Source organism: Paenibacillus sp. PK1-4R (genome assembly GCF_030369595.1).
Taxonomy (GTDB): domain Bacteria; phylum Bacillota; class Bacilli; order Paenibacillales; family Paenibacillaceae; genus Paenibacillus.
This window is the reverse complement of sequence record NZ_CP126535.1, coordinates 2,457,845-2,480,049: the sequence shown is the minus strand read 5'-3', so window position 1 is coordinate 2,480,049 and position 22,205 is coordinate 2,457,845. Positions and strand designations below refer to the sequence as shown.

Sequence of the window (22,205 nt, the reverse complement as noted above, 5' to 3'; positions counted from 1 at the left end):
GTTACAGCAGCCCTTCCATCAGGTGAATCTTCACTTGCTTCTGTTCGATGTCCACATCAAGTACTACATCATCAATAACGGGAATCAGCACTTCTTTACCAGCTGGCGTTTTGACAACCCATACATCATTGGCACCAGGAGTCAGTATTTCAGAGATCGTTCCGAGCGTTTCACCCTCTTCGGTGATGACCGAACACCCAACGATTTGATGGAAGTAGTATTCACCTTCGTCCAGCTCAGCCAGGTTCTCTTTTAACACTTTGGCCATGCCGCCTTTAAACTTTTCTACTTCATTAATGTTGCCGTACTCTTTCAGACGAAGAATATACATATTTTTATGCAAACGTGAAGATTCCACGTTAACCATGACTGGATGATTATCTGGCGTAAAGAAAAACAACTCTGCATTTTTCGCAAAACGCACTTCCGGGAAATCAGTTAAAGGCATGATTCTCACCTCACCGCGAATTCCATGCGTATTAACGATTTTACCTACATTCATAAACTCTGCCATATTTCCTCCTACGAAATTAAATCAAACTAAACAGCTACTTCGACTCTCGTACGGTCGTTCCGGCGACGGTTCATTCTTTCGATCGCTGTTACCCCTCATTTTTTGAACTTACTTTAAAAGGTGAAAATGAGGTGATAAAGGCGAACGCTAACGCTTCTCCAGAATCGATCCCGTCCCCTGCACTGCTCCGAAGTCACTCATACCCAAAAATATTTTAATTCAATATCTAATCCAACTTATTAAGTTCAGCATGCACGAAAAGGGGCTAGGACATGCATCCTAACCCCCTTTCGTATATCTTTAAGATATGATATCAACGGTAACCCGTTTATCCATCTTAACTGCTGCTGATGTGACGACCGTACGAAGTGACTTCGCGATTCGTCCCTGTTTACCAATCACCTTCCCGACATCGTCAGGATGAACGGTTAACTCATAAACGACAAGCCGGTCTTTCTCAACCGTCCGAACCGCCACATCTTCCGGATGATCGACTAAAGCCTTAGCAATTATGCTTACTAATTCTTCCATAGATGACCCTCCGAATCAGCACTTTATTTAGATAATTTAGACTCGTGGAACTTCTTCATCACGCCCGCTTTGCTAAGCAAGTTGCGGACAGTGTCAGATGCTTGTGCACCGTTTTGAAGCCATGCCAATGCTTTATCTTCATCGATCTTAACAACAGCCGGTTGTTCAACCGGGTTGTAGTAACCGATCTCCTCGATAAAACGACCGTCACGTGGGGAACGGGAATCCGATACCACTACGCGGTAGAAAGGAGCTTTGTGAGCACCCATACGTTTCAGACGAATACGAACTGCCATTTGAAAATTCACCTCCTTCAATGAAATCTGTATATGATCCAGCTTCGCTTAAATCAACGGAAAGGAAACTTCATTCCTTTACCCATACCTTTAAGCTGCTTCATCGCTTTATTTTTGCCGCCTTTAGGTCCCATCATATCCGAGAACTGTTTCATCATGCGGCGCATCTCATCAAATTGTTTGATCAGACGATTTACTTCAGCCAGAGATGTTCCGCTTCCGGTAGCAATACGCTTCCGGCGGCTATGGTTGATCATGTCCGGGTTGCGTTTCTCTTCGGTCGTCATTGAGTAAACGATCGCTTCGATCCGGCCCATCTGTTTATCATCAACCTTCAGATCCTTGGCTTGTTTCATCTTGCCCATGCCTGGAATCATATCCATGATCTGGTCGATTGGTCCCAGCTTTTTCACTTGATCCATCTGCTCCAGGAAATCTTCAAACGTGAATTCTGCATTACGCATCTTCCGTTCCATTTCCTTGGCTTTATCGGTATCAATGTTTAATTGTGCTTTCTCAATCAGAGATAACATATCACCCATACCGAGGATCCGTGAAGCCATACGTTCCGGGTGGAACGGCTCCAAAGCGTCAAGTTTCTCTCCAAGGGAAGCAAACTTGATTGGACAACCCGTAACTGCTTTGACAGAAAGCGCAGCACCACCACGAGTATCTCCATCCAGCTTCGTCAGGACAACCCCGGTCAGATTAAGCTGCTGATTAAAGTGTTCTGCTACGTTAACCGCATCTTGACCTGTCATACTGTCTACGACAAGCAGTACTTCATCCGGATTCACTACGCTGTGAATCTGGCGAAGTTCTTCCATCAGTTCTTCATCAACATGCAGACGTCCAGCTGTATCGATAATAACATAGTCATTACCGTTATCTTTGGCATGTTGAAGACCTTGACGTGCGATCTCAACAGGGCTTGTCTGATCCCCCAGTGTGAATACCGGCGCTTTGATCTGCTCGCCAAGTACTTGCAACTGTTTGATCGCTGCCGGACGATAAATATCTCCTGCAACAAGCAATGGTCTGCTATTTTGCTTTTGCAGCATTTTAGCCAGTTTACCCGATGTGGTTGTTTTACCAGCACCCTGCAAACCAACCATCATCAGCACCGTAGGCGGTTTGTTCGCTTTAGCCAGTTTTGCTTGGCTTCCACCCATCAAATCCGTCAGTTCCTTGTTAACGATGTCGATGATGACCATTCCTGGCGTGAAGCTCTCCATCACTTCTTTGCCAACAGCCTTCTCTTTCACCTTGGCGATGAATTCCTTGACCACTTTGAAGTTTACATCCGCTTCGAGCAATGCCAGACGTACCTCGCGCATAGCCTCGGCAACATCTTCATCAGACACCTTGCCTTTGCCGCGCAGCTTGCTGAACACATTCTGTAATCGGGTCGTTAATCCTTCAAATGCCATGATCCCACCTCCTTAAGCTTTAATACTGTTTTCAAGACCGATACGTTCCGCTCAGCCAATATTTCATTCGCTAAGCTGAGCAACGATATCGTGTATTTGTTTGTTGTTATCAATGGAGACGCCTGCGCGTTCCAATGCATTTTGCAAATCTTCAAGATTGCGATTACGCCGTTCATGCTTTTCCAGCAAGCCCAGCTTGCTTTCGTAATTTTCCAGCACTTGTTCGGCACGCTTGATATGCTCGTATACCGCCTGGCGGCTGATCTCAAACTCGGCTGCAATTTCACCAAGTGAGAAATCGTCATGAAAGTAATACTTTAGAAAAGTCTGCTGTTTCTCGGTAAGTAACAATTCATAAAAAGCAAACAGCAAGTTAATTCGGTTTGTCTTCTCAAGCCGATTTTCTTGACTCACATCGGGGCACTCCCTTCGTCAAGGAAAAACACTTTACACTCTTGCAACGTTCCTAATAATACCTAAAACAAATCAGGTTGTCAAGCAAAAATACTTGTCACAATAAAAACAGCTCTGATGATATGTTATTTCGATGTTTAACGGGTGGTTTATACCCTTTTCGCTACAAGCAAATCCTGTCTGTATCTCTGCGATCCACCTCTATGTAGAAGAAAAAACGAATGCGTCTCAGTCCGTGGAGATGCATCCGTTTATGGTGTTCTAGCGAAGTGGTGTCAGATACAGCAGTACCATAAAGAAATGAAGAATACTGCCTGCTAACACAAAGAGATGCCAAATCGCATGGTGGTACGGAAATCCACGCCATACATAAAAGAGCGTACCCAGTGTATACATCAAGCCTCCAGCAACCAGCAGCACAATGCCGCCTGTAGGAATGGCAGCCATAAGAGGTTGCCAGGCAATAACGATGAGCCAGCCCATCGCAATATAGAAAATCGTGGACATGAATAGAAACTTTTTCGTAAAAAACGCCTTAAAGATCACGCCGAATAATGCGATACCCCAGATTATACCGAACAGAGTCCATCCAAGTGTACCGCGAACAGCAATAAATAAAAGCGGAGTGTACGATCCCGCAATAAACAAATAAATGGAAGAATGGTCGAAAATCTCAAATAAATCTTTCACTTTTCCATCTTTCCATGCATGAACGAGTGTAGAGCTTGTATAGAGCAGCAGCATGGTGATCCCGTAGATCGTGAAACTGACCACATGCCAAGCCGTGCCTTTCATACTTGAAAATACAATCAATATCACCAGTGCAGCTACACTGAGTGCAGCGCCGATTCCATGTGTCACCGCATTGGCGACTTCTTCACGGCGAGAATAGGTATACGTATTGGCCATTTTCAACCGTCCTTTCTAACCCTTTAACATTGCCTTCTTTATTCCCATTATACACGTATTGCCAGTGACATTACACGTGACACTTATCACGTATATCACTGGCAATACGGTTAACATTATTAATTCATGCTATTATTAATGATTCTAGGAATTAGCTTCCTCTTCTTCAGCACTTTCCGCTGGCTGTTCCTGGATCAATCCGGCGAACAAAGCATGCACAAATTGCTCAGAATCAAACGGCTGCAGATCATCAATCTTCTCACCCAGTCCTACGAGCTTCACAGGCAAGTCCAGCTCCTGACGGATCGCAACAACGATCCCCCCTTTGGCTGTTCCATCCAGTTTCGTCAGTACGAGGCCAGTTACACCGCTTTTCTCACCGAAAAGTTTAGCCTGATTTAAGGCATTTTGACCTGTTGTTGCATCCAGTACCATCAGTACTTCATGCGGAGCATCCGGAATTTCACGCTGAATGACACGATAGATCTTGTTAAGCTCGTCCATCAGGTTCGATTTGTTTTGCAGACGACCTGCTGTATCACAGAGGAGAACATCCGCACCCCGTTGTTTCGCTGCCTGCACCGCATCATACATAACCGCTGCTGGATCAGAACCAGATTGCTGTTTGATCACATCGACGCCGGCACGTTGTCCCCATACTTCCAGTTGTTCAATGGCTCCGGCACGGAACGTATCTCCAGCTGCCATGATGACTTTTTTACCTTGCTGTTTAAATCGATGTGCCAGCTTGCCAATCGTTGTTGTTTTACCAACACCGTTAACACCAACGAACAAAATAACGGTAATGCCATCCGGATTCATTTTCAATTCATTATTCTGTTCACCGCGAAGAAGATCCGTCAGTTTCTCAGACAGTACAGGCTGCAGCTCAGCCGCGTCCTCGATTTTGCGTTTTTTCACCTCAACGCGCAGGTCTTCGATCAGATTCATGACTGTATTCACGCCAACGTCTGCTCCGATCAAAATCTCTTCCAGTTCTTCATAGAACTCTTCATCGATTTTTTTGCGGCGGATAACGAGATCCGACACTTTTTCCACTAACCCTTTACGTGTCTTTTCCAATCCATCCTTGAACTGTTTGGTGACCGACTCCGTTTTGCTTGCAATGCTGTCTCTCAGCTTTTTAAAAAAACTCATAAAGCCCCTCCATCGTGTACATAATCTAAGCGCTTTTGCAAAAATGCTCAATCTGAATGATTTTCAATAATTACAATGAGTTCATTTATCTCGCAGGTTTGGATCAGATCAGGCAATTACTGCTTCCTCATCTTCCAGTTTAACCGAAACAAGCTTGGATACTCCGCCCTCTTCCATCGTAACACCGTACAGCACATCAGCCTCTTCCATCGTACCTTTACGATGGGTAACAACGATGAACTGTGTCTGTTCAGAGAATTCACGCAAGTACTGGGCAAAACGTACCACGTTAGCTTCGTCCAGCGCTGCCTCTACTTCATCCAGCACGCAGAATGGTACAGGTTTGACATGCAGAATAGCAAATAACAAAGCCATCGCCGTCAAAGCCCGCTCCCCACCGGATAACAGTTGCAGGTTTTGCAGTTTCTTGCCTGGTGGCTGAGCCACAATATCTATTCCCGTTTCAAGCAAACGCTCCGGGTCCATCAGAACAAGGTCAGCACGTCCCCCGCCAAACAGCTTGGTAAACACGGTACCGAACTCACGGCGGATGGCATCAAACGTGATCTTGAACCGCTTCGCCATCTCGTCTTCCATTTCCCGAATAACCTGATACAACGTTGTTTTGGCTTCCACCAGGTCATTCTTCTGTTCACTCAGGAACTCGTATCGCTCATTGACTCGCTGGAACTCCTCAATCGCTCCCAGGTTCACATCACCCAGGGAGGATATGCTGCGCTTCAGCTTCTGTACCTCTGCCTGTGTATGCTCCACGTCTTCCGGCACAGGATAACGCTCTTTGGCCAGTTCATAACCCAGTTCGTATTCATCCGTCAGCTTTCGCAATATATTTTCCAGCTCAACATCCAACCGGTTCACGGAAATTTCTGTTTGTCGCATCTGCTCTTCCACTGCTTTTAACTGCGTACGCTGTTCCTTCGTTTCGCTCTCGGCAAGCTCAAGCTTTTTCGACAACTCACTTCGGGCAGCACGTTTGAAGTCCAGCTCCTGGGAAGCTTCCGCTTTTTTCAGCTTGTACTGGTTCAGATCTTCAATCTGTTTAACACTCTCGGTTTGTGTTTTCTTGAGATCTGCTTCCATCGAAGCTAGCAACGTGCGATTCTGACGCAGATCTTTGACCAGCGACTCTACTTCCCGCTCCAGACGCCGCAATTGTTCCCCATTGGAGAATCGCTCCTGATCGAGCTTGCCTTCGCGTACTTTCAGTTCGGTGAGTTGGCTCTGCAATTCTTCCTTCGCGGATTCATTGGCTTTCCGAGCAAACTCAGCTGCATGAATGGCACGATGAGTCGCTTTTTCTTCCTCTTCAAGCTGCTCCAGCTTCTTCACAGCAACGATGCGAGCCGTATCCAGCTCTTTGATCTCTTCGGTAAACCCGCTCTTCTCCTGCCCGGCAACGGCCACCTGTTCAAGCACGTGGCGAAGCTCATGCTCTACCTGCTTCATTTCCATCGAAGCCTGCTGTTCTGCATTTCGGGTATCGTCACCGGACTGACGAAGTTCATCCAGTTTGTCCTGACACTGCTCCAGTTGAACTTTTACATCATCCACACTGCGATGCAGTTTCACGATCTGATTTTCGGTATCCAAAATATCCTGGTCGAGCTGGTCCAGCTGCCGTTTCCGGCTGAGCAGACTCACATTTTTCTTGTGCTGGCTACCACCCGTCATGGAACCACCCGCATTGACCACGTCACCTTCAAGCGTCACGACCCGGAAACGATACTGGCAGCGAGCCGCAATTTTATTGGCGACCTCCAGCGTTTCAGCAATAATAACATTACCTAACAGACTGCCAATGATCGAAGCATACTTGGATTCGAATTGTACGAGATCAGCACCGATCCCCACAAAACCCTCCATACCTTCGATCATGGAACGTTCAGCCGCTCCAATGGCACGAGGACGAATGACATCCAGAGGCAGGAACGTTGCACGCCCCAACTGGCGTTGCTTCAGGAAAGCGATTGCCTGTCTGGAAACTGATTCATTTTCCATGACCACATGTTGCAAGGATGCTCCCATTGCTGTCTCTACGGCAAGTTCGATCTTCTCGGGAACTTTGACGAGTTCAGCCACAGCTCCATGAACACCGTTAAGTGTGCCTTTACGCGAAGCCTTGAGGACTTCCTTGACACCCAGCATGAATCCGTCAAAATCATCCTGCATCTCTTTCATCGTATCGCGGCGGGAGACCTGAGCTTCACGCTTCTGTTCCCATTTACGGACCGTACCCCGACTTTCTTCGAGCAGCTTCTGCAGCGACTGGAGTCGTTCACTTTCCGTAATGTAACCACCACGTAGATCACTGATTTCTTTGCCCAAGCGAACAACTTTTTTCTCAATGTCCGCTTTGCGACTTTCCAGTGTCTCTTTCTGCTCTTCCCATTTGCCTGATTCCTCAGCGGCGCGATTCATTCTGCGCTCCAGCGTTTCTTTCTGCTGATCCACATAACGAATTTCATTTCGTGTCTGAGCCATCTGATTCATCAGTTCCAGCAAGTTGCCTTTGAGGCTTTCCTCTTGCTGCTGACTAATGCCACCTGTAACACCGATGAGTTTGGCTTCTTCCTGGGACAACTGATTTCTCACATCATTCAGTTCATGCTCAAGTTTGCCAAACTTCTCACGCAGTGCAAGCAGCTCGGTTTCCCGTTCGCGATGTCTCTCTTCACTCGCAGCAAGTGTTACTTTGAGCTGCTCCTGATTTGTTTGCAGATGGTGGGAACGCTCCTTGAGCAATTCTCCAAGCCCTTCACTTTTCTCTGTCGCTTCACTGAATTGCAATAAAGCGGCTTGCAGTTGCTCTGTCTCTGTTTCCAGGATACGCAGCGCATTCCGATCATTTTCAAGCTTGGCATCATGGGTAGAGACAATCGCTGCGAGTCCAACCTCTTCCTGCTTCAGGGATTGTAGTCGCTCATTGGCCTTACTCCAGGATGCATGAATCTGTTCGATCTGGTACACATACATGGAAATTTCCTGCGATTTAAGCTGAGAACGAAGTTCCTTATAGTGGATCGCTTTCTCTGATTGTTCCTTTAGCGGTCCAATCTGATCTTCCAGTTCAGTCACCAGATCATGAATACGCAGCAAATTCTGCTCTGTCTCATCCAGTTTGCGCGTCGCATCCCGCTTGCGGGATTTATATTTAACGATACCTGAAGCTTCTTCAAAGATGCCTCTGCGATCTTCTGAACGGGTACTCAGAATCTCTTCGATTCGCCCCTGTCCAATAATCGAGTAGGCTTCCTTACCAATGCCGGTATCCATAAACAACTCCGTGATATCCTTCAAACGACAAGATTGCTTGTTAATAAAATATTCACTATCTCCGCTGCGATGTACACGACGAGTCACCGTCACCTCACCGAAATCCAATGCAAGTGCATGATCCTCGTTATCAAGTGTTAGCGACACCTCACCGAAATTAACGGCTTTCCGTGCGTCACTGCCTGCAAAGATGATATCTTCCATCTTGCCACCACGCAGCGACTTGGCACTTTGTTCCCCCAGAACCCAGCGAATTCCGTCCGATATATTACTCTTGCCACTTCCGTTCGGACCTACAACAGCCGTAATGCCACGAACGAACTCCATCTCCGTTTTGTCGGCGAATGACTTGAATCCACCCAATTCGATCCGTTTTAAAAACATAGGGTTTCTCGTCACCTCCTCTTGCAAATTTCAAGTATTGCATTCAAGCGCCTAAATAATTTGAACCATTGCATTACACATGATCACTCCAATTGCAATACCATCCTCAGATCGCGATTGGTTCTGCACTCTTCGTTTTGTGTACATTAAGGTTCAACTTAATTAGTTAACGATCAGGCAACCTTCTCCTGAACCTCTTTACAAAAAAAAGAGCAAAAAGCAGTCCGGCCGATTACTTCCGCCGGGGCGGACCCGCGGGCTGCTCTTTGCTCTTCGTTTGTCTATGCGCTATCGGTTAAGCTCCGGCTTCCGGAAGCTTGAGTCGATCAAGTGCTGCAGATGCAGCCTGTTGTTCCGCTTCCTTTTTGGAACGTCCTGTACCTCTGCCAAGCCTTTCTTGACCCATATGGACCTCCGAGACAAACTCACGTTCATGGGCAGGTCCCCGTTCCTCAACGATACGGTATTCCAAAGCTCCCATATTGTGATGCTGAGTAAGTTCCTGCAGTTCCGTTTTGTAATCACTCATTTGCAGCTTGCTGCCCAATACGATTAATGGGAAGACATGCTGATCAAGAAATGCCCGGACAGGCGCAAGCCCCTGATCCAGATACAATGCACCAATGAAAGATTCAAACACATCCGCCAGCAGAGCCGGCCGTGTCCGTCCTCCAGTTAGTTCCTCACCTTTACCAAGAAGTACATACTGCCCAAAACCCAACGCTTCAGCAAATTTGACGAGGGAAGGCTCACAGACAATGGATGCCCGCAGCTTAGTTAATTCACCTTCCGGACGGTTAGGATACAAATGATACAAGTACTCCGATACAGTCAGTTCCAGCACCGCATCGCCCAGAAACTCCAGGCGCTCGTTGTCCTGATGCTGACTGAACCGGTGTTCGTTTACATAAGAAGCATGGGTAAACGCTTGTTTTAAAAGCTGCCTGTTGTCAAATTTGATTTGAAGTTTATGTTGTAACTGCTTCAGATCTTCACTCAAACGAACTAGCCCCTTATGCTTCAAATTTTTTGAGAATAATGGTGGCATTGTGACCGCCGAATCCAAATGAATTGGACATGGCAATATTAACTTTGGTTTGACGTGGAACATTTGGTACATAATCCAGATCACATTCCGGGTCCTGATTTTCCAGGTTAATCGTTGGAGCCAGTGTCTGATGTGTCAGGGACAATCCGCAGATGACCGCTTCTACACCACCAGCAGCGCCAAGCATGTGGCCCGTCATGGATTTAGTGGAACTCACGGCGAGCTTGTACGCATGATCACCAAACGCCTTTTTGATCGCAAGCGTTTCGGATCTGTCTCCTACAGGCGTCGAAGTTCCGTGTGCATTAATGTAGTCCACTTCTTCAGGCTCAATACCCGCATTACGAAGTGCCATCTTCATGCAACGTGCTGCTCCGTCCGGATCTGGTTCTGTCATGTGATGTGCATCACCTGTCAGACCGTAACCGATCACTTCACCATAAATGCGTGCACCACGTTTTTGAGCATGCTCCAGGGATTCCAGAATCAGAACACCAGCGCCTTCGCCCATAACAAAACCATCACGTTCTGTATCAAAAGGACGGCTTGACTTCGCAGGATCATCATTACGTGTAGACATTGCGCGCATCGCACAGAACCCTGCAAGACCCGTTGGTCTGATTGTTGCTTCCGCACCACCACAGATCATGGCATCTGCATCACCATTGGCAATCAGCTTAAAGGAATCTCCGATGGAGTGTGTACCTGTTGCACAAGCGGTAACAACGTTAATGTTAGGACCTTTGGCACCAAGGGAAATAGACATTTGGCCTGAAGCCATGTTGGAGATCATCATGGGAATAAAGAATGGGCTTACCCGTTTTGGACCTTTTTGCAACAATGCATTATGTTGGTCCTCCCACGTACCCAATCCACCAATACCTGATCCGATGGATACACCGAAACGCTCTGCATCAATATTCTCGTTAATTTTCAGACCACTGTCTTCAACGGCTTTGAAGCCGGCTGCCACAGCGAACTGTACAAAACGGTCCATTTTGCGAGCATCCTTGCGATCCATATATTCTTCCGGGTTGAAATCCTTGATCTCGGCTGCAATCTGTGTCGTGTATTCACTAACATCAAACGCCTCAATCTGAGAAATTCCGGACTTTCCTGCCATTAAACTGCCCCAGAACGTTTCCAAATCTTTTCCGAGCGATGTCATTACGCCCATTCCGGTAATTACTACTCTTTGTTTCAAACCGAGTCACCTCTATATCGACTGCATTACGCAAGTATTTTGTGGGAATATCCGCAAACAGACATCTATTCAACCAAGATAGGCCTGTTTGAGTAGAGCTGCTTGCGGAATGAGAAAAACCAATGAATGATGAGAAGTCCCGCCTGTTCGAAAACATGTGCGGGACTAAAAATGACTTTAGGTATGAGATTGTATGTAGTTTACAACTTCACCTACGGTCGTGATTTTTTCTGCATCTTCATCAGAGATTTCCAAATCAAATTCATCTTCCAATTCCATGACCAATTCCACTACATCCAAAGAATCAGCACCCAAATCTTCTTTGAAAGATGCTTCAAGTGTAACTTCAGCTTCGTCTGCGCCCAAGCGGTCGACGACGATGCGTTTTACACGCTCCAATACATCGGACATCCGGTTCACCTCCTTCTTTGGTATTATACGAGAATCGCAGGCAAAATGCCATAGAAGACATATGCGGCTCCCGGCCGGGGAACCCGGCCTTTTTCCGGCATTTCGGATCGTCCAGCGCCTGTTCCCCGACTATTGTTCAAGTCTGGGAAGAATTACATGTACATGCCACCATCAACATGCAGCGTCTGCCCTGTCATATAAGATGAAGCCTGTGAAGCCAGGAAAGTGACTACACCGGCGATTTCATCCGGCTGACCCAAACGAGACAACGGAATACCACTTAGCATACCGCCCACCAGCTCCTGGGACAACTCTTTTGTCATATCTGTCTCAATGAAACCTGGTGCAACACAGTTAACTGTGATTCCACGAGAAGCCAGTTCACGAGCAGATGCCTTTGTCAGGCCAATGACTCCTGCTTTGGCAGCAACATAGTTCGCTTGTCCAGCATTACCAAGCACACCTACAACCGAGGAGATATTGATAATTCTTCCCGACCGTTGTTTCATCATTGGACGTGTAACCGCCTTAAGGCAGTTAAACACACCTTTGAGATTGGTTTCAATAACCTGATCGAATTCTTCCTCTTTCATACGCATGATCAGATTATCACGGGTAATGCCAGCATTGTTCACCAGAATATCAACGTTTCCCCATGCTTCGAGTGTAGCTTTGACCATTTGTTCAGCTTCATCCATCAGGCCAACATTGGCTTGAAGTGTAATCGCCTTGACTCCTTTGGCACGAATCGCTTCCGCCACTTCCTCAGCTGCCGCTTGGCTACCCGCATAATTCACGGCTACGTTCGCTCCAGCTTCTGCAAGTGCCAGTGCAATACTGCGCCCAATGCCCCGGGATGCCCCGGTAACGAGTGCATTTTTACCTTCTAATGGTTTAGACATAATCATTCCTCCTTTCCCCAAATCTATATCAGTTCAACCAAAGAATGTTTACACTTGCCACTCCGATGACAGAATAACCTTCCGATCGCTGTTATCCCCAGATTTTTTTGATTCCCTTTTCTAAAGGGAAAATCCGGTGATAAAGGCGAACACTCCGCTTCTTCAGGTTTTTTCTGTCCTCTCCGTTCTCGTGTAAAAAGTTTAGTTTAACTCATATAATTCCTTCTAATTCACTTGCCGTTGCTTCGAGCGTTTCAAGACTGTTCACATTGTACAGTTTTACGGTTTTATCTGTTTTTTTAATCAAACCGGTCAATACACTGCCAGATCCAATCTCGATGAACGTATCCACGCCTTGCTCAATAAGCCATGTCACACTGTCTTCCCATAATACAGGAGAATAGACCTGAGCTGTCAACAAATCCTGAACCTGTCCATCTTCTGCAGGTCTTGCAGTCACATTAGCGACTACAGGGACCGCTGCCGGTGAGAACGTGACGGTTTTCAGTTTCTCTGCCAGCTTCTCAGCTGCACCTTTCATCAATGAAGAGTGGAACGGACCGCTTACTTCAAGTGTAATAGCGCGTTTACCACCCGCTTCTTTCACTCGTTCTGCGACAGCAGCTACGCCTTCCTTCACACCAGAAATGACGATTTGTCCCGGACAATTAATGTTGGCAAGTTCAACCGCATGACCACTTTCAGATACGTCACGGCAAAGCACCCCCAGCGCTTCCCGATCCGCACCCAACACAGCAGCCATCGCTCCTTGTCCACCCGGTACTGCCTGTTCCATATACTGACCACGTGCCCGCACAGTGCTCACTGCGTCAGCAAACGATAGAACGCCCGCTGCCACCAGTGCACTGTATTCTCCCAGACTGTGTCCAGCCGTATAATCAGGCTGAATTCCTTTTTCTTTGAAAGCTTCAAGCAAGGCAATACTTGCTGTCAACAGAGCCGGTTGTGTATTTGATGTCTGTTTCAACTCGGTCTCCGGTCCTTCAAATACAAGGTTGCTCAGCGAGAAACCCAATGTTTCATCTGCTGTGCGAAAAATCTCGGTTGCCGCAGGCACGGACTCATACGCGTCCTTGGCCATGCCTACAGCCTGTGATCCCTGTCCGGGAAATACAAATGCTATTTTACCCATCTCATTCATCTCCCAGATGTCTATTTTACCAAACGAGTACCGATGCTCCCCATGTCAAACCGCCACCGAATCCAACCATCAGGACGGTATCTCCGGCTTTCATGCGACCTTCCTCTGCTGCTTCTACCAAAGCAAGCGGAATGGAAGCAGCAGATGTATTTGCATACTTATCCACGTTGACTACAACCTTTTCTTCAGGAAGTTCAAGTCGTTGCATCGCAGATTGGATAATCCGAATATTCGCTTGGTGAGGAACAAACAGATCCACATCCGTACGCTCCATACCAGCCTTGCGTAATACCTCAATGGTAGCCGTCCCCATGACACGTACCGCAAACTTGAACACTTCACGACCGTTCATGTAGATGTAATGTTTTTTATTTTCAACGGTCTCTGCGGAAGCAGGCAGACGGGAACCGCCGCCTTCCATCTGAAGAAGACTACCGCCAGCACCTTCGGCGCCGAGATCGAATGCTTTGAATCCGCGACCTTCCGGAACTTCACCAACAACTACTGCACCTGCTCCATCACCAAAGAGGACACATGTGTTGCGGTCTGTATAATCCGTAATACGAGACAAACAGTCCGCACCAATAACAAGTGCATTGTTGTACATACCGCTTTGGATGAAGCTCGTAGCACTTGCCAAACCGTATACAAATCCGGAACAAGCAGCCGACAGATCAAATGCCGCGGCACCTTTTGCACCCAATTTGTCCTGCAAGATGCAGGCTGTCGATGGGAACGAAGAATCCGGAGTAATGGTTGCAACAATAATCAGATCAAGATCACTGCCTGTCATGCCTGCAGATTCAAGGGCTTTAATAGCCGCTTCATATGCCAGATCAGAAGTTGCCTGATCGGGTGCAGCGATGTGACGCTCTTTAATTCCAGTACGACTGACGATCCACTCGTCATTGGTATCGACCATTTTCTCCAGATCGCTATTTGTCAAAATTTTCTCAGGCACATATTTCCCTGTACCAATAACCCCTACTGGGCGCAAATTATTCATATCGTCACTCACTTCCCGCTAATTTCCTTAGATATACTCTCTACCAGCTGATTCTGCACTGCAATCCGAGCTTGGCGCACAGCATTTTTGATGGCATTGCCATCAGCAGATCCATGACTTTTCACAACCAGTCTGCTCAAACCAAGGAGCGGCGCTCCGCCATGCTCCGTATAATCCAGCTTTCGTTTCAACCCACGCAGCTCAGGCATTAGTACAGCTGCAGCCAGTTTACTTTTGAGAGAAGATGAAAATTGTTCCTTAAGCAAGGCGAAAATGGCACCTGCTGTGCCTTCCAGCGACTTCAGCAGTATATTCCCTGCAAAACCGTCACATACAAGCACATCACAAGCACCAGTCAGCACATCACGTGCCTCAACATTACCGACAAACCGAATTGGGAGTTGTTCCAGTAAAGGATATGCATGTTTGGTTAACTCATTTCCCTTGCCTGGCTCTGTTCCTACATTGAGCAAGCCCACTCGTGGGGACTCAATGCCCTGTACTTTTTGCCGATACAAACTGCCCATCAGGCCATATTGTGCAAGGTGCTCCGGTTTGGCATCCATATTCGCTCCCAGATCCAGCGCAAGCACACCTACATCATCAATCGTTGGAATCATAGGCGCAAGCGCCGGACGTTCAATGCCTTCCATGCGACCTACAACAAGCAAACCCGCTGTCATCAACGCTCCAGTATTGCCCGCCGAGATCATCGCGTCCGCTTCGCCCTCTTTCAGCATGCGGCCTGCGACCACCATGGAGGCATCCTTCTTGCGACGCACTGCTTTGACGGGTTCATCATCCGAACCAATAACTTCGGAAGCATGCCGGACCGTAAGATTGGCAGGTCTCACACCTGACTGACTCAAAAGAGGCTCCAGCTTGGCTTCATCGCCGATCAGGACGATCTGTGTATCCGCCCATTCCGTGGCTGCAGCAATCGCACCTTCTACCGTTGATGCAGGTGCATTGTCGCCTCCCATGGCATCAATGACGATTTTCATTCCAAATGACCTCCTTCTCCGCTGTCTTCTCCACCTGAATGGTAGATTACAAAGTTGCCTTGAAACACCATTTCTTCACCTACATAAGTGAATACTTCCACTTTGGCTTTGCCCTTTTGACCCGGAATCGATCTCACATAAGCCTTTGCAATACATTTCTCTCCCAAATGAACCGAACGGACAAAGCGAATGTCTGCTGATGCAGTCAACGCGATCTCGTCATTAATAATCGCTACAGCCAAGGAGTTAGCCTGTGCAAAGACATAGTGTCCACGTGCAATGCCTGTTCTGGAAAACACGTGTTCTTCCTTAATCTCAAACAGGGAAATCCCGCTTTTGTCCAGTTGTAGATCCACAATATCACCGATAATCTCATGCAAGGGCAACGAGCGTACCTGATCATACGAGAGCTCTGCCATCAGTTTCATCCGCTCCCGAAGTTCGGGTATTCCAAGTTCCAGCCTGTCAAGACGAATCGTCTGAATACTTACCTTCAATTGGCGTGTAAGTTCCTGATCCGTCACAAACGGGTTCTCTTCTATCATTTTGGTTAACTGCTGTTGCCTCTGTCTCTTCGGTACACGTTCGATGCCTGACACCCCCCGCTGTATCGTTTACGGAACCGTCCCGTCCGGCCAGTTCAACCATTCTTTCGTGTTGCTTCTATAGTTGCATCCCTGGTCACCAGGGTCGTTCTCAAACGGATTATGGTTCATCTATATGTAACGTCAAATCTTAGAACCTGGTACTAAACTATAGTATATCTCATCCCGTGTCAAAAAGAAAGACTGGCCTAACAAAAACAATTCACCCTTGTGGAGCAAGGATTTCATGCTAGTTAGCTCACTCTACCTACACTCTCTAATCCAAAAAAAGTAGCACCTCATCGAAATGAAGTGCTACTTAATGTCCAACTATTATTGAGAGATGATCTCTCTTGCTTTGTACGTTCCGCACACTTTGCACACGTGGTGACTAAGTTTAAGTTCGCCACATTGTTCACATTTCACCATGCCCGGTACAGCCAATTTAAAGTGAGTGCGACGTTTGTCGCGACGCGTCTTGGACGTTCTCCGTTGAGGTACTGCCATTATTCCCACCTCCTTATCAAAATCAACCTTTGCAGGTAGTCTTAAAATGTTCGATTTTCAATCATGCTCATTTAAAAAAATCCTTGAGCCCTGCAAGCCGCGGATCGATAACCTGGTTATCACAACCGCAGTCACCTTCGTTCAGCTCATGGCCACACTTGGGGCATAACCCTTTGCATGTATCGCTACATAGCGGTATAAACGGAAGATCCAGCAGAAAAGCTTCCTCGGCATAACCCTTCAGATCAACGCTATCTCCATCCACATAGAGCGTATCATCGTCTTCGTGTAATTCCTCTGGCTGTTTTCCCTGCTTGAATTGCTCATGAAAATCAATATGAAAATGTTCATTGATCGGCTTAAGACAACGGGAGCACAACATGTCCACTCCTATGGTCAGCTTGCCATGAACATCCACAACGTCACCTTCTCTGAATTCTGCAGATAAGTCCGCAGTCAGCGGGGTAACGGCTGTGATATCTTGTCGGTTAGAAACCAGTTCCTTGATATCCCACTGTTCGTTAAACTTCAGGGGGCCATCACTGGTAGCCACTTTGCGAAATGGCATTAACATTTCCATCACTCCAAACGAAACCAATTTCATAATTCATGTCAAACGTATCACGACAGTTATACAGGTCAAGCCTGCTTTTGTAAAGCAATATATCCTGACTGTATGTATTCTGACGATTCATCGTTAAAAGTATTATGAAATTGACTTAACAAACAAAAATCATTATACCGATTTTTCAAGACGTTTGTCAACACTTTTAACTTTACACCCTTTTTAAAACCAATGGCTCAGAACCGTTTACTCCATCTGGTCTATTATAGACTCACTTCAAGATAAATCACAAGTCGTCATTTTAGTTGTAGTTCCTTGCAAACAGCGGTCACATTTCGTTAACGTTTAGTGTGATCTATATCACACAGACCCGCTTGCCCCCTACCTATACTTGCTATAAACCAAAGCACGATCAGCTCCATGACCGATTTATTATCCAACTATTTCATATCATATCGGGAGGGAAAATGTATGTTAAGTGAGAACACCATTAGAGTCATTAAATCTACAGTCCCTGTACTTGAAGTTCACGGTGAAGCGATCACACGCCATTTCTATGAAACGATGTTTACAGCTCATCCGGAACTGCTAAATATTTTTAATCACGCAAATCAGAAACAGGGACGGCAGCAAGCGGCCCTCGCCAATATGGTATACACCGCTGCCCTGCATATCGATAATCTGTCCTCCATCCTGCCTGCCGTCCGGCAAGTTGCACATAAACATCGCAGCCTGGGTATCGTTCCCGAGCAATATGCGATTGTCGGCACCTATCTGCTTCGAGCCATCAAAGATGTACTCGGAGACGCGGCAACGGATGAGATTATCACCGCGTGGGGCGAAGCCTATAATGTCATTGCAGACGCCTTTATCGGGATCGAGCAGGACATGTACACGGAAGCGGTAAACCAGACGGGTGGCTGGGAAGGATTTCGTACCTTCAAGGTTGCCAAGAAAGTGCAGGAAAGTGAAATCATCACGTCCTTTTACCTCGTTCCAGACGATGGTCAGCCTATCGCCACCTCTGAACCGGGACAATACATCAGTATCAAAATCCAGCCAGAGGCACAGTCATTTACCCAGATTCGTCAGTATAGCCTTTCAGATACCCCGGGTAAACCTTACTATCGCATTTCCGTTAAGCGTGAGCGAGGTGTATTAGAGCGCCCTGACGGAGTTATATCCACGTATCTCCACGATCACATTGAAGAAGGCAGTCTGGTGGAGCTATCCGCTCCTGCTGGCGACTTCACGCTGAATGCAGACGATAAACGACCTGTTGTTCTCCTGAGTGGCGGTGTCGGTCTGACGCCCATGATCAGCATGTTAAATACGCTGGTTAACTTGAATGAGAATCGTACCATTACATTTTTGCATGCAAGTCCCAATGGTCAATCGCACGCGTTCCGTGATCATGTGAACAGTCTGGCCAAACGTAATCAGGGCGTTAAAGCTTATTATTGTTATACTCAACCTGAGGATTCTGATCATGAAAATGAGTATTTTCATAAGGAAGGTTATATGGATGCGGTCTGGCTTCGCCAAGTGATTGATGAACTGGATGCCACCTATTATCTGTGCGGACCCGTTTCGTTCATGCGGGCAGTGTATACGGAACTTCAGGCGCTTGGTGTTGCAGCGGACAATATTCATTATGAATTTTTCGGGCCTAAAGCAAGTCTTTCTCCCGTGCCGGAGAGTGTCTAAACGTTCTGAGATTGTGAGATGTGATTAGCCTAACTTCTTCCTAATGTATATAAGTGTATGGGTAAGTGTCCTATTATGATGATTTATTAAGATGAAGAGGTCGTTCTCCATATATCGAAAATGTGTAATATACAATAGATTTACAGGCACATTCTGACATCCGTTGATGTTGGATTTGTGCCTTTTTCTTGTCTGAATTGGTGCATGATTTGATCTAATACATGACATCCCCTATGATGGAATGGATGTTATACATACTCGGTTATCCAATCGAAAGGAGTAAGTCTAATCATGAAAGCCGTAGGCGTCATTGTTGAATATAACCCCTTGCACAATGGACATGTTTATCATTTGCAAGAAGCTCGGCGGCTAAGCGGCGCAGACGCCGTTGTTGCAGTCATGAGCGGCCCTTTTCTCCAGCGTGGCGAGCCCGCCATCGTGGGTAAAAGGGCACGCACCGAGATGGCGCTGCACGCAGGCGCCGATCTCGTGCTTGAACTGCCGGTTGCGTACGCGGTCCAACCGGCAGAGTGGTTCGCCTTCGGTGCGGTATCGCTGCTGCACCGCACCGGCATTGTGGACTCGCTCTGCTTTGGCAGCGAGTCCGGTGACCTGGACAGCCTGCAGCGCATTGCGCGCGTGCTGGCTGTGGAGCCCGCAGGGATGCGCGAGGACATCGCGCGCCGCCTGCGGGAAGGCGCCAGCTACCCCGCCGCGTACGCAGGCGCGGCGGCGGCGCTGGCGCCCGGCGGCGTCGATGCTCACGACGCCGCTGCACTGCTGGAGCAGCCCAACAATTCGCTTGGGCTGCACTACCTGATCGCGCTGCAACGACTTGGCAGCGCGATCCAGCCCTTTACGGCGGCGCGTACCGGTGCCGCGTATCATGAGGCGACGCCCGGGCCGGGGGCGATCGCCAGTGCAACAGCCGTCCGCCGCCTGCTGATGGCGGACGGTCCCAACGCCGCCGCGCCATACGTGCCGGCGGCAACCCTTGCCATCCTGCATCGCGAATGGCAGGAAGGGCGCGCTCCCATACACTGGGAGCGCTTTGCGCAGCCGCTGTTGCACCTAGCGGCTACCCGCCGTGCCTCCGAGCTGGAACGCATCGCCGAAGTCACGGAAGGCCTGGAACACCGGCTGAGCCGCGCACTCGCTCAGCTCCCGGAGCCTTCAGTCGAAGCACTCCTGAATGCACTGAAGACCAAACGATACACACGCACCAAACTCCAGCGTATGCTCGCCCACCTGCTCCTGAATCACACCAAAGCCGAGTGTTCACCAGAGCAATTGGCTGCCGGACCCGGATATCTCCGAGTCCTTGGATTTAATGCTCAAGGGCAGAGCCTGCTTAAACAAATGAAGAAAACCGCGACACTGCCTGTTGTGCTGAAACCGTCGACGTTCACACACAATCAACTGGAACTGGATATCCAAGCTCAGGTTGCGTATGGACTCGCTTGCAAGCATATGGACACACGCAGGATGTTCAGTGACTACTATGAGTCGCCTGTAAGGCTGTAATCCGCTTTTGACCACAAGGCTTCATCTCCTAAGGAGCTTTTTATTCCATCATCAATCAGATCATTGATGTCCACTATTCGTTACTCAACTATACAATTAAAAAATCCCCTTGCTGCGCACCGCTTAGGCACCTCGCAACAAGGGGATTTCCTTATTCACTTCTTTTGTTTTCTTAATTCTTTTGGTTATCTTTAACCTTTGGGTCTAGTGAGTTTGTTGATCTTCTCAAATCTCTTGAACACACTTCATTCCATTGCAATCAATTTTTCCGATTTCATCCGTTCATTATCCATCCGGTTCAACGTTGGCTCGATCTCTTCCCGCCCGATTATAATCTATGATTTCACGGACAGGGTTTTCAAATAAGCCAGCGCATCATCCACCGTGCTTACAGGCACAAGTTTCATTTTGGTGCCGATCTGTTCAGCCTTGGCTGCTGCTTCCTTATAGTTATCCTTAGGTACAAAGAAGATCTCCGCTTCTTTCCGGTCAGCGGCTACAATCTTGTGCACTACACCACCAATGGCACCCACCACACCGTCTTTAGTAATGGTACCTGTACCCGCAATTCGATGCCCCTTGGTCAGATCTCCAGGTGTTAACTGGTTATAGATCTCCAACGTAAACATCAAACCGGCAGACGGACCACCAACCTGAGTATCGGTAAAGGAGATCTGTTTGTCCGGATCTTCAGCTTTCACCTTCTGAACCGCACCGATCATAACGCCGAGTCCCGGGCGGGTTTCACCCGTTTTACTGTCTTTTACCTGAATCAGTTTCACGTCCCGGCTAATGGTCTCTCCACCACGTTCCAGTTGCATTTCGACTGTATCTCCGACCTTTTTATCTTTTAACTGGGCAGAAAGCACCGTATTATCCGGCGTAGCTGTTCCATTCACTCCCAGAATGATATCTCCCGGAGCAATATCTCCTTCCGGTTTTGGATCTTCGGACAGTCCAAATACAAAGATATGTTCAGGTACAATAGAATAAGTCACACCAGCCTGCTCATATGCAGCCTCCATTGCGGAGGATTGTGAGTCACTCATGAACCACACCTGTTCGGCAGAATATTCCGCTTCGCTTTTGCCGCGCAGTCGGTCTTCCTTTTTATCCACTTGAGCATTTTTATTGAACAGAGAGGTTCCTAGCAAAAACACATTGGCATATGTTGCCGACACGGTCGTCATCATGAACACACCGCGTTCTTCCTGGTCTCCACCCTTAACGGTTACCATTGGTTTTACTTCGTCTGCACTGCCAGGCATATATATGATATACGGCGTTGGCATGTACACGGCAACATAGACGACCAGAGCCACCACGATCACAAAGATCGAAGCTCTGAATCCGCCAGATTTCCGAATCCGATTCATCGCATGAGCCTCCGTTCTTTGTATCTCTATATAAGCTGAACTCTACACTAATCAGCGATCGTAATTCCACCTTGTGAATACTTCCATTCGTCGGTTAGATTCACGCTCCTTATAATGCAGATACTCAGCTCATCTTGTTTAATCATTTTTTTCAAGTCTAACACTCTGGTCCTTGTGCATACAATGGTACAGGCCGGATAGGCCGCTGTATACAATAGCCTGTCCGGTCAAGGCCGAACCGCCCTTCGGGCGTCATTCGGCCGTCCATAACGATT

21 protein-coding genes are annotated in these 22,205 nt (G+C 47.6%); 2 read left to right on the top strand and 19 right to left on the bottom strand.

Translation table 11 applies throughout. The features are described from left to right. Position 1: 1 nt before the first annotated feature. The 18 genes from rimM to QNO02_RS10750 form a co-directional block, all read right to left on the bottom strand. Entirely contained in the window at positions 2–514 is a 513-nt protein-coding gene (gene rimM, locus QNO02_RS10835; RefSeq protein WP_091031941.1) for a ribosome maturation factor RimM, read from the bottom strand. A 300-nt stretch (positions 515–814) separates the two neighbouring features. Then, the gene (locus QNO02_RS10830) at positions 815–1,045 is read right to left on the bottom strand and encodes a KH domain-containing protein (RefSeq protein ID WP_024630185.1); all 231 of its coding nucleotides are present in this window, start codon (positions 1,043–1,045) and stop codon (positions 815–817) included. A gap of 23 nt (positions 1,046–1,068) precedes the next feature. Next, positions 1,069–1,341: a 30S ribosomal protein S16 gene (rpsP, locus tag QNO02_RS10825; RefSeq protein WP_017689219.1), complete on the bottom strand. Its 273-nt coding sequence runs from the start codon at positions 1,339–1,341 to the stop codon at positions 1,069–1,071. A 53-nt stretch (positions 1,342–1,394) separates the two neighbouring features. After that, positions 1,395–2,771 (bottom strand): signal recognition particle protein, encoded by a 1,377-nt coding sequence (gene ffh / locus QNO02_RS10820; RefSeq protein WP_062833767.1) that lies wholly within the window; start codon positions 2,769–2,771, stop codon positions 1,395–1,397. A 63-nt stretch (positions 2,772–2,834) separates the two neighbouring features. After that, positions 2,835–3,185, bottom strand: coding sequence for a YlxM family DNA-binding protein (gene ylxM, locus QNO02_RS10815; RefSeq protein WP_017689221.1), 351 nt, complete (start codon positions 3,183–3,185; stop codon positions 2,835–2,837). Positions 3,186–3,446: 261 nt separating this feature from the next. Beyond that, positions 3,447–4,094 (bottom strand): PAQR family membrane homeostasis protein TrhA, encoded by a 648-nt coding sequence (trhA, locus tag QNO02_RS10810; RefSeq protein WP_017689222.1) that lies wholly within the window; start codon positions 4,092–4,094, stop codon positions 3,447–3,449. 144 nt (positions 4,095–4,238) lie between these two features. Then, on the bottom strand, positions 4,239–5,252 hold the full coding sequence (ftsY, locus tag QNO02_RS10805; RefSeq protein WP_091031943.1) for a signal recognition particle-docking protein FtsY: 1,014 nt from the start codon (positions 5,250–5,252) through the stop codon (positions 4,239–4,241). A gap of 108 nt (positions 5,253–5,360) precedes the next feature. Further along, positions 5,361–8,930, bottom strand: coding sequence for a chromosome segregation protein SMC (gene smc, locus QNO02_RS10800; protein ID WP_289391988.1), 3,570 nt, complete (start codon positions 8,928–8,930; stop codon positions 5,361–5,363). Positions 8,931–9,225: 295 nt separating this feature from the next. Then, positions 9,226–9,930 (bottom strand): ribonuclease III, encoded by a 705-nt coding sequence (rnc, locus tag QNO02_RS10795; RefSeq protein ID WP_091031948.1) that lies wholly within the window; start codon positions 9,928–9,930, stop codon positions 9,226–9,228. Between the two features lie 13 nt (positions 9,931–9,943). Beyond that, positions 9,944–11,182: a beta-ketoacyl-ACP synthase II gene (fabF, locus tag QNO02_RS10790; protein ID WP_062833763.1), complete on the bottom strand. Its 1,239-nt coding sequence runs from the start codon at positions 11,180–11,182 to the stop codon at positions 9,944–9,946. A 177-nt stretch (positions 11,183–11,359) separates the two neighbouring features. Beyond that, complete coding sequence (gene acpP / locus QNO02_RS10785; protein ID WP_024630176.1) at positions 11,360–11,593, bottom strand: acyl carrier protein; 234 nt, start codon at positions 11,591–11,593, stop codon at positions 11,360–11,362. Positions 11,594–11,745: 152 nt separating this feature from the next. Then, a complete protein-coding gene (fabG, locus tag QNO02_RS10780; protein WP_289391987.1) occupies positions 11,746–12,495 on the bottom strand; it encodes a 3-oxoacyl-[acyl-carrier-protein] reductase in 750 nt (249 codons plus the stop codon). 211 nt (positions 12,496–12,706) lie between these two features. Beyond that, the gene (gene fabD, locus QNO02_RS10775; RefSeq protein WP_289391986.1) at positions 12,707–13,648 is read right to left on the bottom strand and encodes an ACP S-malonyltransferase; all 942 of its coding nucleotides are present in this window, start codon (positions 13,646–13,648) and stop codon (positions 12,707–12,709) included. Positions 13,649–13,673: 25 nt separating this feature from the next. After that, complete coding sequence (locus tag QNO02_RS10770; RefSeq protein ID WP_091034990.1) at positions 13,674–14,663, bottom strand: beta-ketoacyl-ACP synthase III; 990 nt, start codon at positions 14,661–14,663, stop codon at positions 13,674–13,676. A gap of 8 nt (positions 14,664–14,671) precedes the next feature. After that, positions 14,672–15,667, bottom strand: coding sequence for a phosphate acyltransferase PlsX (plsX, locus tag QNO02_RS10765; RefSeq protein ID WP_017689231.1), 996 nt, complete (start codon positions 15,665–15,667; stop codon positions 14,672–14,674). Next, positions 15,664–16,212, bottom strand: a complete 549-nt coding sequence (fapR, locus tag QNO02_RS10760; protein WP_047842457.1) for a transcription factor FapR — start codon at positions 16,210–16,212, stop codon at positions 15,664–15,666. The genes plsX and fapR overlap by 4 nt, the downstream gene beginning before the upstream one ends. A gap of 372 nt (positions 16,213–16,584) precedes the next feature. Beyond that, positions 16,585–16,758 (bottom strand): 50S ribosomal protein L32, encoded by a 174-nt coding sequence (rpmF, locus tag QNO02_RS10755; protein WP_017689233.1) that lies wholly within the window; start codon positions 16,756–16,758, stop codon positions 16,585–16,587. A gap of 67 nt (positions 16,759–16,825) precedes the next feature. Then, a complete protein-coding gene (locus tag QNO02_RS10750) occupies positions 16,826–17,332 on the bottom strand; it encodes a YceD family protein (protein ID WP_091031953.1) in 507 nt (168 codons plus the stop codon). 462 nt (positions 17,333–17,794) lie between these two features. Here QNO02_RS10750 and hmpA point away from each other — a divergent pair, with 462 nt between their 5' ends. Then, positions 17,795–19,030, top strand: a complete 1,236-nt coding sequence (hmpA, locus tag QNO02_RS10745; RefSeq protein ID WP_289391984.1) for an NO-inducible flavohemoprotein — start codon at positions 17,795–17,797, stop codon at positions 19,028–19,030. A gap of 291 nt (positions 19,031–19,321) precedes the next feature. Next, positions 19,322–20,554 carry a nucleotidyltransferase gene (locus QNO02_RS10740; RefSeq protein WP_289391983.1) on the top strand — a complete coding sequence of 411 codons (1,233 nt, stop codon included), beginning with the start codon at positions 19,322–19,324 and terminating at the stop codon, positions 20,552–20,554. Positions 20,555–20,889: 335 nt separating this feature from the next. On the opposite strand, the gene QNO02_RS10735 is transcribed toward QNO02_RS10740, so the two are convergent. Continuing rightward, entirely contained in the window at positions 20,890–21,930 is a 1,041-nt protein-coding gene (locus QNO02_RS10735; RefSeq protein ID WP_091031961.1) for a SepM family pheromone-processing serine protease, read from the bottom strand. Positions 21,931–22,205: the final 275 nt, after the last annotated feature.

Bases quoted from the DNA above. Each gene is read 5' to 3' on its own strand.
- QNO02_RS10770 (WP_091034990.1), bottom strand. From the start codon at position 14,663: ATGAATAATTTGCGCCCAGTAGGGGTTATTGGTACAGGGAAATATGTG.
- fapR (WP_047842457.1), bottom strand. From the start codon at position 16,212: ATGATAGAAGAGAACCCGTTTGTGACGGATCAGGAACTTACACGCCAA.
- acpP (WP_024630176.1), bottom strand. From the start codon at position 11,593: ATGTCCGATGTATTGGAGCGTGTAAAACGCATCGTCGTCGACCGCTTG.
- rimM (WP_091031941.1), bottom strand. From the start codon at position 514: ATGGCAGAGTTTATGAATGTAGGTAAAATCGTTAATACGCATGGAATT.
- rpsP (WP_017689219.1), bottom strand. From the start codon at position 1,341: ATGGCAGTTCGTATTCGTCTGAAACGTATGGGTGCTCACAAAGCTCCT.
- trhA (WP_017689222.1), bottom strand. From the start codon at position 4,094: ATGGCCAATACGTATACCTATTCTCGCCGTGAAGAAGTCGCCAATGCG.
- QNO02_RS10830 (WP_024630185.1), bottom strand. From the start codon at position 1,045: ATGGAAGAATTAGTAAGCATAATTGCTAAGGCTTTAGTCGATCATCCG.
- ffh (WP_062833767.1), bottom strand. From the start codon at position 2,771: ATGGCATTTGAAGGATTAACGACCCGATTACAGAATGTGTTCAGCAAG.
- ftsY (WP_091031943.1), bottom strand. From the start codon at position 5,252: ATGAGTTTTTTTAAAAAGCTGAGAGACAGCATTGCAAGCAAAACGGAG.
- QNO02_RS10740 (WP_289391983.1), top strand. From the start codon at position 19,322: ATGAAAGCCGTAGGCGTCATTGTTGAATATAACCCCTTGCACAATGGA.
- QNO02_RS10750 (WP_091031953.1), bottom strand. From the start codon at position 17,332: ATGTTAATGCCATTTCGCAAAGTGGCTACCAGTGATGGCCCCCTGAAG.
- QNO02_RS10735 (WP_091031961.1), bottom strand. From the start codon at position 21,930: ATGAATCGGATTCGGAAATCTGGCGGATTCAGAGCTTCGATCTTTGTG.
- fabG (WP_289391987.1), bottom strand. From the start codon at position 12,495: ATGTCTAAACCATTAGAAGGTAAAAATGCACTCGTTACCGGGGCATCC.
- rpmF (WP_017689233.1), bottom strand. From the start codon at position 16,758: ATGGCAGTACCTCAACGGAGAACGTCCAAGACGCGTCGCGACAAACGT.
- plsX (WP_017689231.1), bottom strand. From the start codon at position 15,667: ATGAAAATCGTCATTGATGCCATGGGAGGCGACAATGCACCTGCATCA.
- hmpA (WP_289391984.1), top strand. From the start codon at position 17,795: ATGTTAAGTGAGAACACCATTAGAGTCATTAAATCTACAGTCCCTGTA.
- fabD (WP_289391986.1), bottom strand. From the start codon at position 13,648: ATGGGTAAAATAGCATTTGTATTTCCCGGACAGGGATCACAGGCTGTA.
- smc (WP_289391988.1), bottom strand. From the start codon at position 8,930: ATGTTTTTAAAACGGATCGAATTGGGTGGATTCAAGTCATTCGCCGAC.